The sequence below is a fragment of the Microbacterium sp. p3-SID336 genome, from assembly GCF_025143365.1.
Classification (GTDB): domain Bacteria; phylum Actinomycetota; class Actinomycetes; order Actinomycetales; family Microbacteriaceae; genus Microbacterium.
The window spans coordinates 18,769-30,538 of the sequence record NZ_JALXPE010000004.1; the positions used below are offsets into that span (position 1 = coordinate 18,769).

Annotated in this window: 12 protein-coding genes; 4 read left to right on the forward strand and 8 right to left on the reverse strand. The window is 72.5% G+C overall.

Going from position 1 to position 11,770, the window contains the following annotated elements; translation table 11 throughout:
• Positions 1-27: 27 nt before the first annotated feature.
• From M3C17_RS01860 to M3C17_RS01875, 4 genes are read right to left on the reverse strand one after another with little or no spacing between them, the layout of a single operon-like run.
• On the reverse strand, positions 28-1,140 hold the full coding sequence (locus tag M3C17_RS01860; RefSeq protein WP_259975949.1) for an acyl-CoA dehydrogenase family protein: 1,113 nt from the start codon (positions 1,138-1,140) through the stop codon (positions 28-30).
• Positions 1,140-2,105 carry an acyl-CoA dehydrogenase family protein gene (locus M3C17_RS01865; protein WP_259975950.1) on the reverse strand — a complete coding sequence of 322 codons (966 nt, stop codon included), beginning with the start codon at positions 2,103-2,105 and terminating at the stop codon, positions 1,140-1,142. Before M3C17_RS01865 ends, M3C17_RS01860 begins: the two co-directional genes overlap by 1 nt.
• Positions 2,105-3,274, reverse strand: coding sequence for an acyl-CoA dehydrogenase family protein (locus M3C17_RS01870; RefSeq protein ID WP_259975951.1), 1,170 nt, complete (start codon positions 3,272-3,274; stop codon positions 2,105-2,107). Before M3C17_RS01870 ends, M3C17_RS01865 begins: the two co-directional genes overlap by 1 nt.
• Complete coding sequence (locus tag M3C17_RS01875; RefSeq protein ID WP_259975952.1) at positions 3,271-4,134, reverse strand: enoyl-CoA hydratase; 864 nt, start codon at positions 4,132-4,134, stop codon at positions 3,271-3,273. Before M3C17_RS01875 ends, M3C17_RS01870 begins: the two co-directional genes overlap by 4 nt.
• A gap of 109 nt (positions 4,135-4,243) precedes the next feature.
• Here M3C17_RS01875 and M3C17_RS01880 point away from each other — a divergent pair, with 109 nt between their 5' ends.
• The 4 genes from M3C17_RS01880 to M3C17_RS01895 all read left to right on the forward strand — a co-directional run bounded on the left by M3C17_RS01880 (position 4,244) and on the right by M3C17_RS01895 (position 8,172).
• Complete coding sequence (locus M3C17_RS01880) at positions 4,244-5,410, forward strand: acyl-CoA dehydrogenase family protein (protein ID WP_259975953.1); 1,167 nt, start codon at positions 4,244-4,246, stop codon at positions 5,408-5,410.
• The gene (locus tag M3C17_RS01885) at positions 5,407-6,195 is read left to right on the forward strand and encodes an SDR family oxidoreductase (RefSeq protein ID WP_259975954.1); all 789 of its coding nucleotides are present in this window, start codon (positions 5,407-5,409) and stop codon (positions 6,193-6,195) included. The genes M3C17_RS01880 and M3C17_RS01885 overlap by 4 nt, the downstream gene beginning before the upstream one ends.
• A gap of 20 nt (positions 6,196-6,215) precedes the next feature.
• Positions 6,216-7,367: an acetyl-CoA C-acetyltransferase gene (locus M3C17_RS01890; RefSeq protein ID WP_259975955.1), complete on the forward strand. Its 1,152-nt coding sequence runs from the start codon at positions 6,216-6,218 to the stop codon at positions 7,365-7,367.
• A gap of 70 nt (positions 7,368-7,437) precedes the next feature.
• Positions 7,438-8,172, forward strand: coding sequence for an NYN domain-containing protein (locus tag M3C17_RS01895; RefSeq protein ID WP_259975956.1), 735 nt, complete (start codon positions 7,438-7,440; stop codon positions 8,170-8,172).
• A gap of 91 nt (positions 8,173-8,263) precedes the next feature.
• Here the strand turns inward: M3C17_RS01895 and M3C17_RS01900 are convergent, their stop codons facing one another.
• The 4 genes from M3C17_RS01900 to M3C17_RS01915 are packed head-to-tail and all read right to left on the reverse strand — an operon-like array spanning position 8,264 to position 11,668.
• A complete protein-coding gene (locus M3C17_RS01900; RefSeq protein WP_259975957.1) occupies positions 8,264-9,337 on the reverse strand; it encodes a nitronate monooxygenase family protein in 1,074 nt (357 codons plus the stop codon).
• Entirely contained in the window at positions 9,334-10,083 is a 750-nt protein-coding gene (locus tag M3C17_RS01905; RefSeq protein WP_259975958.1) for a CoA-transferase, read from the reverse strand. The genes M3C17_RS01900 and M3C17_RS01905 overlap by 4 nt, the downstream gene beginning before the upstream one ends.
• Positions 10,080-10,913, reverse strand: a complete 834-nt coding sequence (locus M3C17_RS01910; protein WP_259975959.1) for a CoA transferase subunit A — start codon at positions 10,911-10,913, stop codon at positions 10,080-10,082. The genes M3C17_RS01905 and M3C17_RS01910 overlap by 4 nt, the downstream gene beginning before the upstream one ends.
• A complete protein-coding gene (locus tag M3C17_RS01915) occupies positions 10,910-11,668 on the reverse strand; it encodes an enoyl-CoA hydratase family protein (protein WP_259975960.1) in 759 nt (252 codons plus the stop codon). The genes M3C17_RS01910 and M3C17_RS01915 overlap by 4 nt, the downstream gene beginning before the upstream one ends.
• Positions 11,669-11,770: the final 102 nt, after the last annotated feature.

The window sequence follows — 11,770 nt, forward strand, 5'->3', positions numbered from 1 at the left end:
CCCGCACGGGGGCGCCTCGCTGCGGACTCAGGCGCGGGCGAGGGCCCAGGGCTCGGCGGCGGCCCGGAGTTCGCGCGGCGTGCCGAACAGCGTGCCGAGGGCGTGTGCGCGCTTGAACACCAGGTGGGCGTCGTGCTCCCACGTGATCGCGATGCCGCCGTGCAGCTGCACCATCTCGGCCGCGACGTGCGTGAGGGCCTCAGAGCACGCGGCCTTCGCGATCGCCGCGAGCTCGTGGCGGTCCGCGGAGCCGTCGGCCAGGGCGGCCGCTGCGGCGCGGGAGGCCGTGCGCGCGACCTCGACCTGCACGTGCATGTCCGCCATCCGGTGCTTGAGCGCCTGGAAGGAGCCGATGGGCCGCCCGAACTGCACCCGCTGCTGGGAATAGGCGACGGTGTCGTCGAGCGCGCGCGCCGCCGTGCCCGCTTGGACCGCGGCGACGGCGGCGAGGGCGAGCGCCCGCACCTCCTCCAGCACCGCGGGGGCGGCAGGGCCGAGCGGGCGGGCCGCCGCCGTGGCGAACCGCAGCCGCGCCAGGCGCAGCGTCTGGTCCATGGTCGGCTCCGGCTCGCGTACGACCGCCGCCGCGTCCGTCACCTCGAACAGTCGCGGGCCGTCGGCGGTGCGCGCGATCACGAGCAGCACGTCGGCGTCCGCGCCGTCCAGCACCCAGCCGGTCCTGCCGTCGAGGGTCCAGGCGTCGCCGGTCCCCTGCGCCCGCACGTCCACGCTCGCGGGGGCGAAGCGCCCGGACGGGTCCGCCCAGGCGAGGGCCGCAGCCGACGAGCCCTCGGCGATGCCGGGCAGCAGCCGGGCGGCCGCCTCCTCGTCGCCCGCGGCCAGGATCGTCTGCGCGGCGATCGCGACCGAGCCGAGATAGGGCGACGGGGCCAGGGCGCGGCCGAGCTCCTCCAGCACGAGCTGGGCCTCGCGGCGGGAGAATCCGGCGCCGCCGTATTCCTCGGGGATCGCCATGCCGGCGATGCCGAGCTCTTCGCACAGCAGCCGCCACAGGTCCTCATCGTAGCCCACCTCGCTGTCCAGGGCCCGGCGCGTGGCGGCGCTGTCCGCGCGCTGACTCAGGATGCCGCGCACGAGTGCGACGAGCTCCTGCTGATCCTCATCGGGTTCGAATGACATCACCGCTCCTTCGGCAGGATATCGCGGGCGATGCGCGCCCGATGGAACTCCGGGGTGCCCCAGGCCGCGGACAGTGCAGGGGCGAGCCCGAGCCAGATCCGCAGCGTGTGCTCGGCCGTGTAGCCGATCGCGCCGTGCACCTGCAGCGAGGTCCGTGCGGCGCGCAGTGCCGCGTCCCCCGCGGCGACCTTGGCGGCCGACACGGCCCTGTCCTCATCCGCCTCGTCCACCCGCAGCGCCGCGTTCCACACGAGGGGTCGCGCGAAGCTGAGGGCGATGCGCACGTCGGCCAGCTGATGCTTGAGCGCCTGGAACTCGCCGATCGGCCGCCCGAACTGCTCCCGCACCCGGGCGTAGGCCACGGCCTCGGCGAGCAGCCGCTCTCCCGCGCCGACGAGCATCGCGGCGGCGGCCAGGGCCGCTTCGTTCAGGGCCGCGTCGACGGCGCCGGGCGCGAGCGGGGTGGACGGGCCGTTCGGGGTGAGGCGCGCGAGGCGGCGGGTCGGCGCGACCGAGGTCAGCTCCTCGCCGGGGTCGCCCGCCTGCAGCGTGTCGTCGCGTACGAGGTAGCGGTGCGCGGCGATGGTCGCGTCGAGGGCGGCCGGCGCGATGCCGTCCACCGCGGCCGTCGCCATGGCCCCGGATGCGAGGGCGCTGCGGGTGTCGTCGTCAACGAGCACCGGCAGCAGCGCGACCGTCTCCAGGTAGGGGCCAGGCACCCCGTGGTAGCCGAGGCGCTCGAACACGACGACGAGGTCGCTGAGCGTGCCGCCGAAGCCTCCGGACTCCTCGCTGACGCGCAGCCCGAGCAGCCCGAGCTCGGCGAACTGCTCCCAGAGGGCGAGGCCGGCTGCGGTGTCGCCGTCGGCCCAGGCGCGCGCGACGTCCGCGCCGCCAGCGCCCTCCACGATCTCGTCGATGGCCTCGGCGAACGCCGTCTGTTCTTCTGTGGGCAGGAACCGCATCAGGCGCGCCTTCCGTCTCCGCCGCGGGGGAGTCCGAGGATCCGCTCCGCGATGATGTTCCGCTGCACCTCGTTGGTGCCGGCGTAGATGGGGCCGGCGAGGGCGAACTGGTAGTCGTGCACCCAGCGCCCGCCGTCGACCGCCGAGGGTCCGCGCAGCTCCCCCTCGGGGCCGAGGATGCGCAGCGCCGTCTCGTGGATGTGCACGTCGAGCTCCGACCAGAACACCTTGTTGATGCTGCCCTCGGCGCCCACCGAGCCGCCCTCGAGCAGCGTGCTCACGGTCTGCCAGGTGAACAGCCGGTAGGCCTCCGCGCCGATCCACGCGTCGACGACGGCGTCGTCCTCGGCGACGGAGCCGCGGGCGGACTGCAGTGCGATGAGGCGCTCGGTCGCGGCGAGGAACCGGCCGGGGGCCCGGAGGGAGAGGCCGCGTTCGTTGCCTGCGGTGCTCATGGCCACGCGCCAGCCGTCGCCGGGAGCACCCAGCACGTCCTCGTCCGGCACGAACACGTCGTCGAAGAAGATCTCCGCGAAGCCGGTGGTGCCGTCGAGCTGGGCGATCGCGCGGACCGTGATGCCCGGGGCGTCCATCGGGAACAGGAAGTAGGTGAGGCCGCGGTGCCGCTGCGCCTCCGGGTCGGAGCGGAACAGGCCGAAGCCGCGGTCGGCCCACACGGCCCGCGAGCTCCAGATCTTCTGACCGTTGAGCACCCAGCCGCCCCGCTCCTCGTCGCGGCGCGCCGTGCTGCGGATCGCGGCGAGGTCGCTGCCGGCGCCGGGCTCCGACCAGGCCTGCGCCCAGATCAGCGACCCGTCGGTCATCGGCTTCAGAAAACGCTCGTGCTGCTCCGGGGTGCCGTGCTCGAACAGGATCGGCGCGAGCAGGGAGATGCCGTTCTGCGCCACCCGGGTCGGCGCGCCCGCGCGGTAGTACTCCTCCTCGAACAGCACCCACTCGGTGATGCCGGCGTCGCGGCCGCCGTACTGCTCGGGCCAGGACACGACCGACCAGCGGCCCTCGGCCAGCTCGGCCTCCCAGGCGCGGTGCGCGGCGAAGCCCTCGGCGGTGTCCATCGAGGGCAGCGGGGTGGCCGGCACGTGCGCCGCCAGCCAGGCCCTCGCCTCCGCGGCGAACTCGTGCTGCGCGGGCGTGAGGTCGAGGTTCATGCGCGCGCTCCGTCCGCCGTATCGGCCTTGATGCTGCGCACGTCGACCCCGCCGAGGGAGTCGCCGCCGACCTCGGCGTTGTGCGCGTGTGCGGCGTGGTGCAGGCCGAACACCGAGTCCATGCCGGCGCGCATGCCCTGCAGGTCCTCCGCCTGGTTCACGGCCTTCTTGGCGAGCGCGAGCCCGAGCCGCGGCATCCGGCCGATGCGTTCGGCGAGTTCGAGGGTGCGCTGCTCCAGCTCGGCGAGCGGCACGACGTGGTTGACCATGCCGAGCTCGTGCGCGCGCGCCGCCGGCATGCGGTCGCCCGTGTAGAGCATCTCCTTGGCGGCGCGGGGGTTGGTGACCCACGGGTGGGCGAAGAACTCCACGCCGGGGATGCCCATGGCCACGACCGGGTCCTGGAAGAAGGCGTCGTCGGCGGCGACGATGAAGTCACACGACCACGCGAGCATCAGGCCCCCGGCGATGCACGCCCCCTGCACCATCGCGATCACGGGCTTGGGGATCTCGCGCCAGCGCCGGCACATGCCGAGGTAGACCTCGGACTCGCGGGCGAAGCGGGAGTCGACGCCCTGGGCGCCCACGTGGTCCCACCAGATGACGGCGCGGCGCTCGAAGCTCTGGTCGATGTCGCGCTCGGGGGTGCCGATGTCGTGACCGGCGCAGAAGTGCTTCCCGGCCCCGCCGAGCACGATGACCTTGACGGCGTCGTCGTCCACGGCGCGGATGAAGGCGGCGTCGAGGGCGTAGGTGACCTTCGAGTTCTGCGCGTTGCGATACTGGGGGCGGTTCAGCCGGATGATCGCGGTCGAGCCGCGCACCTCGTAGGTGACCACGGCGTCCGAGTCCTCGGTCATAGCGGGTTCCTCTCTGAACTCCCGGGAGTGAAACCAAACAATCGCTTGGTTTAGTTTGATACTATACGGGAACGGTCCGCCGAAGACCACGACTCGACGAGGAGCACAGATGGACGCGACGCAGCACGACGCGGATGAGCGGTTCCGCGCCGAGATCCGCGGCTGGCTGGAGGAGAACCTCGCCGGTCGCTTCGCCGCGCTGCGCGGTCGCGGCGGTTCCGGTCGCGAGCACGAGGACTTCGAGGCGCGCCTGGAGTGGAACCGTCACCTGGCCGCCGCCGGCTGGACGTGCGTCGGCTGGCCCGTCGAGCACGGCGGTCGCGGCCTCAGCATCGCCCAGCAGGTGATCTTCCACGAGGAGTACGCCAGAGCCGACGCCCCCGCCCGCGTGAACCACCTCGGCGAGGAGCTGCTCGGCCCCACGCTGATCGCGCTCGGCACGCCCGAGCAGCAGCAGCGCTTCCTCCCGGGGATCCTCGCCGTCGAGGAGCTGTGGTGCCAGGGGTACTCCGAGCCCGGAGCGGGGTCCGACCTCGCCGCCGTCGCCACCAAGGCGCAGCGGGTCGGGGACGAGTGGTCCATCACCGGGCAGAAGGTGTGGACCTCGCTCGCACAGCAGGCCGACTGGTGCTTCGTGATCGCCCGCACCGAGCCGGGGTCGAGCAGGCACCACGGACTGTCGTACCTGCTCGTCCCCATGGATCAGCCCGGGGTGGAAGTGCGCCCCATCCTCCAGCTCACCGGCACGAGCGAGTTCAACGAGGTGTTCTTCGACGACGCCCGCACCGACGCCGATCTCGTCGTGGGCGGCGAGGGGAACGGCTTCCGCGTCGCGATGGCGACCCTCGGCTTCGAGCGCGGCGTCTCCACCCTCGCCCAGCAGATCGCGTTCCGGCGCGAGCTCGACGCCGTGATCGACACCGCCACGCGCACCGGGGCCATCGACGACGCCGTGCTCCGCGACCGCCTGGTCCGTGCGCGCATGGACCTCGAGGTCATCCGCCAGCACGCCCTGCGCACGCTCGGCGGTGAGCAGGGCGACGGCGCATCCGTGGCGAAGCTGCTGTGGTCGAACTGGCACCGCACCCTGGGCGAGCTCGCCATGGAGGCCGCGGGTCCCGAGGCCCTGCTCGTCGGTCCGGACTATGCCCTCGACGAGCTGCAGTCCCTGTACCTCTTCAGTCGCGCCGACACGATCTACGGCGGCTCCGACGAGATCCAGCGCACCGTCATCGCCGAGCGCGTGCTCGGCCTTCCCCGAGAGGCCCGCCCATGAGCTCCACCGCCCCCGCCTACGTCCCCGGTCACGGCCTGCTCGACGGGAAGCGCGTCGTCATCACGGCCGCCGCGGGAGCGGGCATCGGCCAGGCCGCCGCCGTCCGCTGCCTGGAGGAGGGTGCGGCGCAGGTCGTGCTCGGTGACACGCACGCGGGTCGACTGGCCGAGACGCAGCGCGAGCTCGGGGAGCGCTTCGGCGCCGAGCGCGTGCGCACGGCCGTGTGCGACGTCACGGTCGAGGAGCAGATCGCGACGCTCCTGGACCTCGCGGAGGACGGCGGCCCGATCGACGTCATGATCAACAACGCGGGGCTCGGCGGCTCCGTGTCGATCCTCGACATGACCGACGAGCAGTGGGACAAGGTGATCGACGTCACCCTCACCGGCACGTTCCGCAGCCTCCGCGCCGTCGGCCGCCGCATGGTCACGGCCGGCACCGCCGGCGTCATCGTCAACAACGCCTCGGTGATCGGCTGGCGCGCCCAGGTCGAGCAGGCGCACTACGCCGCCGCCAAGGCCGGGGTGATGGCGCTCACCCGGAGCGCCGCGATGGACCTCGCCGCGCACGGCATCCGCGTGAACGCGGTGTCGCCGAGCCTCGCGATGCACCCGTTCCTGGAGAAGGTCACCTCGCCCGAGCTGCTGGAGCAGCTCAAGGCGCGCGAGGCGTTCGGCCGCGCCGCGGAACCCTGGGAGGTCGCCAACGTGATGGTCTTCCTCGCGAGCGCATACTCCTCTTACATGACCGGCGAGGTCGTCGCCGTCAGCAGCCAGCACGCGTGAACCCGGAGAGAAGGAAGAACATGGCAGAGGCATACATCGTCGACGCGGTCCGCTCGCCCGTCGGCAAGCGAGGCGGCTCCCTCTCGGGCGTCCACCCGGCCGACCTGGGCGCGCACAGCCTGCGGGCGCTCGTCGAGCGGACCGGCATCGACCCCGGGGCCCTCGACGACGTCATCATCGGCGCCACCGACACCATCGGGGGCCAGGCGGGCAATGTGGGCCGCTCCGCCGTGCTGGTCGCCGGCTTCCCCGAGCACGTGCCGGGCGTGACGATCGACCGGCAGTGCGGGTCGAGCCAGCAGGCCGTGCACTTCGCCGCACAGGCCGTGATGAGCGGCACCAGTGACCTGATCATCGCGGGCGGGCTGCAGAACATGTCGCAGCTGCCGATCTCGTCCGCCATGGTCGCGGGAGAGGCGTACGGCTTCACGACCCCGTTCGCGGAGTCGCCCGGATGGCAGGCCAGGTACCCCGACCAGGAGATCTCGCAGTTCGTCGGCGCGGAGATGATCGCCGAGAAGTGGGACATCAGCCGCGAGGAGATGGAGCAGTTCGCGCTGGAGAGCCACCGTCGTGCGGCGCTGGCCCAGGACGAGGGCCGATTCGACCGGGAGATCGCGCCGCTGAACGGCCTCGACCATGACGAGGGCGTGCGCCGCGACACCTCCCTGGAGCGCATGGCCGGACTCCAGACGCTCACCCCGGGCGGACGGCTCACGGCGGCGGTGGCCTCGCAGATCAGCGACGCGTCCAGCGCCGTGCTCGTCGCGAGCGCGCAGGCGGTGAAGGACCACGGGCTCACCCCGCGCGCCCGCATCCACCACCTGTCCGTGCGCGGCGACAGCCCCGTGTTCATGCTCACCGCCCCGATCCCCGCGACCCGCTACGCCCTGGAGCGCTCCGGCATGAGCCTGGACGACATCGACCTGTTCGAGGTGAACGAGGCCTTCGCGTCGGTCGTGCTCGCCTGGATGCGCGAGACCGGGGTGCCGCACGAGAAGGTGAACGTGAACGGCGGCGGCATCGCCCTCGGCCACCCGATCGGCGCGACCGGCACCCGTCTGATGACGACGATGCTGAACGAGCTGGAGCGCACCGGCGGCCGCTACGGCCTGCAGACCATGTGCGAGGGCGGCGGTCTCGCCAACGTCACCATCATCGAACGCCTCTGATTCCGCCTGCGAGGAACCCGGCCTGTGGAAAGGGATCGTCGCCCGAGTCCGCGTGCCCTACCGTGTGGTCATGAGGGTCGGCGTGTACATCGACGGGTTCAACCTCTACTACGGATTGCGGGGGATCTGCGGGCGTGGAGCGGCCGGATGGAGGTGGCTCGACCTGCGTGCCCTCTCCCAGATCCTTCTCGACGGTCCTGGACGGGGGTGGCCAGGTGCTCACCCCGCGCGCATCGTCTACTGCACGGCACGCGTGAGCGGCGCCGCGAATGAATCCGGCCAGCGGGACCAGGACACGTACCTGCGGGCACTCGCCTCCCACGGTGCCTACGACCACCTCGCGCTGGGCACGTATGTGTCGCGACTCGCAACGGCACCGCTGGCGACGGCCGACCGTCGGAACAGGCCGGTCCTCACGCATCCTGGCTGGCCGCTCATGGTGAGAGACTCCGAAGGTGCAGACAGCCCCCGCGCGACTTTCATGGCGTCGGTCGCCCGGCGGGAGGAGAAGGGCTCCGATGTCAACGTCGCGTCTCACCTGCTCCTCGACGTGTTGCGCGGACACGTCGATGCCGCGATCGTGATCAGCAATGACAGCGACCTCGCATTCCCCGTGCGAGAGGCGCGGAAGCTCATCCCCGTGGGGACCGTCAATCCGACCCGGTCTTACCGGGCCGGTGCCTTGGCAGGGAGTCCGGCGGATGGGGTGGGCGGCCACTGGTGGCATCAGGTGACGGCGGATCAGGCCGCGGCAGCGCAATTGCCTGCCGCCGTCGGGCGCCTGGTGCGTCCGCACGGGTGGTGAGGCAGAGCTCCGTGCGGGGAGCCCGGTGCGTGCTACCCTGGAGCCATACCACTCGGTCCCTCTGGGGCCGAGTTTTCTCGTTGTGCGGGGGTCAGTCGAGGAGGCAGGCGGCGGCGGCGCGCAGGTGGATCACGGCGTCGCGGACGACACGGTCCACGAGCTCCTCGCAGCTGGGCAGGTCGTCGATGAGGCCGACCACCTGACCGGCCGCGAGCATCCCGGCGGAGGTGTCTCCGTCGACGAGCCCGGCCTTGAGCAGCATGGGGGTGTTCGCGGCGAGGGTCATCTGCCCCCAGGAGCGCCCTGTGGCCTTCTTCATCGACAGCGCGTCCTTCACGAGCTGCGGCCAGCTCAGGCCCGAGAGCTTCTTGAACTCCCACGACCGGCGCAGAGTGGGCAGCACGCGGGAGAGGCCGTTGCCGCCCTCCAGTCCCTCGACGAACTCGGTGCGCAGCAGCCGGTGCGGCATGCCGTCGGCCTTCGTGGTCACGACAGTGCCGTCCAGCCCGAAGTCCAGGTACCGTCGCTTCACCGCCTCGGGCACGGAGCTGTCGCTCGTGAGCAGGAACCGGGTGCCCATGCCGACGCCCGCCGCCCCGGAGGCGAGGGCGGCGGCGAGCCCACGGCCGTCGTGGAAGCCGCCCGCCGCGATCACCGGGATGTCGACCGCGGACACGACCGAGGGCAGCAGGATCGAGGTCGGGACGGCGCCGGTGTGACCGCCGCCCTCGCCGCCCTGCACCATCACGGCGTCCGCGCCCCACGCGGCGACCTTCTCGGCGTGGCGCACGGCGCCGATCGACGGGATCACCACGACGCCGTTGTCCTTGAGTCGCTCGATCAGCTCGCGCCGCGGCGCGAGGGCGAAGCTCGCCACCTTCACCCCGTGCCGGATGAGCAGCTCGACGCGCGCGGCGGCGTCCCCGGCGTCGGCGCGCAGGTTCACGCCGAACGGGCGGTCGGTGCGCTCCTTCACCTCGATGATCTGCCGCTCCAGCTCGTCGTGCGTCATGGTGGCCGAGGCGAGGATGCCGAGGGCGCCGGCCTGTGCGGTGGCGGTGACCAGGCGGGCGCCGGCGACCCAGCCCATCCCGGTCTGCACGATCGGGTGGTCGACGCCGGTCAGACGCGTCAGCGGGGTGGAGAGCTGCGGGGGCGTGGTCATGATGCGATCACCTCTCGGTCGCGGAGTCCGCGGGGGTCGAGGCGCTCGCGCAGGAGGCGCAGCTCCTCGGCGGTGGGCTGCCGGGTCTCGGGGACCTCGGCGGGGACGTGCAGCGGGAAGCCGGTGGCGGCGACGACCTGCGCGACCGTCACGCCGGGGTGCACACTGTGAAGGGCGACCGTGCCGCCGGGGCCGGTGAGGTCGAGCACGGCGAGGTCGGTGACGATGCGCCGCACGTCGTGGAACCGGTCGGCGCCCTCCGCACGAGCGCGCGCGGGGCCGACGCCGGTGACGACGTCGACCCGTTCGACGAACACCCGCGGGCTGTGCCTGGCCACCCAGTAGCTCGTGGCGTGGTTGGCGGTGTTGGTCGCCGCGGCCCTCGCCCCGAGCAGCTGCCGGGTGGGGCGGTCGCGGTCGCCGATCGCGGAGAGGTTCTGGTCGCCGTGCCGGTCGAGCTGCGCGGCGCCCATGACCACGTGGCGCCGGCCGCGGGCGATCAGCTCGAACAGCTGTGCGTAAGGGAGCGGGGCCTCCGGCTCGCGGAACGGCTCGTCCACGGCCGGGGTGTCGGCGTAGAGGGTGGCCTCGCCGTCGCTGAGCAGCAGGGCGTGGGCATGTGTCAGCCGGGCGAGCCGGGCGCCGAGCGTGGGCACGACGCCGACGGTGCTCGCGAGGACGGCGCCCGCGCCGCGGAACAGGTCGCTGCAGGCGGCGGCGGCGACCTCGGCCCGTGTGGCGTTCACGACGCACGCTCCTTATCGTCCGCGTCGAGGAAGCGCGCCAGGAACGCGGCGAGGGCCTCGGGGGAGGAGGCGGCGTCGCTGTAGGCGCGCTGCTCGTCCTCGTCGCGGTCCCGGTGCGGAGGGTGAGCGGTGAAGCCCGCGCCCGCGGGGGCGTGCACGACGCGGTCGACCAGGGTGCGGTCGAGGAAGCGGGCGGTGGGCCCCGCGCCGTCCCAGAGACCGGCGGTGTCCACGATCTCCTCCACGCTCACGACGGTGTGGGCGGCGGCTCCGGCGAACAGGTCGTCGAAGAACAGATCCGGTCCCAGGCACACGGCGGTGCCGGACGCGTCGGCGCGGTCCAGGTGCAGCAGGGCGAGGTCGAGCGGCACGGCTGGCATCGCCACGAGCACCTCGGCGTCGGCGTACGGGGAGGTGATCGTGCGGACGGCGGGATTGCGGGTCACCGCATCCGAGCCCGCGCCCGAACGGGTGACCTCGAAGGGCAGCCGTCGCGATGCCGCCCGGAGCCCCGCGACCAGCATGCCCTCGTCGTACTCGACGCTGCGCACGGCGCCGGACTGCCGGGCGGCGGCGAAGTGCGGGTCGATCGCGATGCTGTCCAGCGACACGAACCCATGCACGATCTCGCTCGCCTGGCCGGTGGCGCAGAGGATGCCGACGTCCGGGCCGCCGAAGCTCACGATCCGCAGGTCCCTGGCGCGGGAGCGGACGACCTCACGCACGAGCGCCCAGGGCTTCCGCCGCGACCCCCAGCCGCCGATGCCGATGGTCATGCCGTCGTGGATCAGCGGCGCGACCTCGGCGACGGACGGGGCCAGGACGCTCATGTCGAGAGGTTCTCGCCGGTGGCGACGAACGCGTCGCGGTGCTCGTCTGCGACGCCGGCGAGGTTCAGCTCGAACGTGAAGCCCTGCTCGAAGCGGTAGCTGCGGTTCACGTCGATCGGGTCGATGCCGTTCAGGGCCTCCTTGGCGGCGCGGATCACGCGCGGGTCCTTCGCCGCGATGTCCTCCGCGAGGGCGAGGGCCGTGGCGTCCAGCTCGTCGCGGGGCACGACGGCCGAGACGGAGCCGAACTCCTCCAGCCGCTGCGCGGTGACGGTGCGGCTCGTGTAGTACATGGAGCGCAGCATGTGCTGTGGCACGAGCCGGGAGAGGTGGGTGGCCGCGCCGAGAGCGCCGCGGTCGACCTCGGGCACCCCGAAGGTCGCGTCGTCGGACGCCACGATCACGTCGCTGTTGCCGACGAGTCCGACCCCGCCGCCGAGGCAGAAGCCGTTGACGGCGGCGATCACGGGCACGGCGCATTCGTAGATCGCCTTGAACGCCTCGTAGCAGCCGCGGTTGGCGCCGAGGATGCCCGAGAAGCCCTCGATGCGCTGCATCTCCTTGATGTCGACCCCGGCGTTGAAGCCGCGGCCCTCGGCGCGCAGGATGACGACGCGGGTCTCGGCATCGGCCGACGCCTCCCGCATCGCGGCGGCGACGTCGAACCAGCCTGCGACGGGCAGCGCGTTGACCGGCGGGTAGTCCATGGTGACGGTGCGGACGCCGCGAGGATGGAGAGTGGATGTGATCGTCATCGATACCTGACCTAACGTTTGCTCAAGGCACCCTAACAGGTGCTTGGTTCGCTCCGGAAGACCTGCGGAGCATTTGCCCTAGCAATTGCTTGGTTGGTATGC

Bases quoted from the DNA above. Each gene is read 5' to 3' on its own strand.
- M3C17_RS01880 (WP_259975953.1), top strand. From the start codon at position 4,244: ATGGACGCGACGCAGCACGACGCGGATGAGCGGTTCCGCGCCGAGATC.
- M3C17_RS01915 (WP_259975960.1), bottom strand. From the start codon at position 11,668: ATGACGATCACATCCACTCTCCATCCTCGCGGCGTCCGCACCGTCACC.
- M3C17_RS01875 (WP_259975952.1), bottom strand. From the start codon at position 4,134: ATGACCGAGGACTCGGACGCCGTGGTCACCTACGAGGTGCGCGGCTCG.
- M3C17_RS01910 (WP_259975959.1), bottom strand. From the start codon at position 10,913: ATGAGCGTCCTGGCCCCGTCCGTCGCCGAGGTCGCGCCGCTGATCCAC.
- M3C17_RS01865 (WP_259975950.1), bottom strand. From the start codon at position 2,105: ATGCGGTTCCTGCCCACAGAAGAACAGACGGCGTTCGCCGAGGCCATC.
- M3C17_RS01885 (WP_259975954.1), top strand. From the start codon at position 5,407: ATGAGCTCCACCGCCCCCGCCTACGTCCCCGGTCACGGCCTGCTCGAC.
- M3C17_RS01900 (WP_259975957.1), bottom strand. From the start codon at position 9,337: ATGACCACGCCCCCGCAGCTCTCCACCCCGCTGACGCGTCTGACCGGC.
- M3C17_RS01890 (WP_259975955.1), top strand. From the start codon at position 6,216: ATGGCAGAGGCATACATCGTCGACGCGGTCCGCTCGCCCGTCGGCAAG.
- M3C17_RS01870 (WP_259975951.1), bottom strand. From the start codon at position 3,274: ATGAACCTCGACCTCACGCCCGCGCAGCACGAGTTCGCCGCGGAGGCG.
- M3C17_RS01860 (WP_259975949.1), bottom strand. From the start codon at position 1,140: ATGTCATTCGAACCCGATGAGGATCAGCAGGAGCTCGTCGCACTCGTG.
- M3C17_RS01895 (WP_259975956.1), top strand. From the start codon at position 7,438: ATGAGGGTCGGCGTGTACATCGACGGGTTCAACCTCTACTACGGATTG.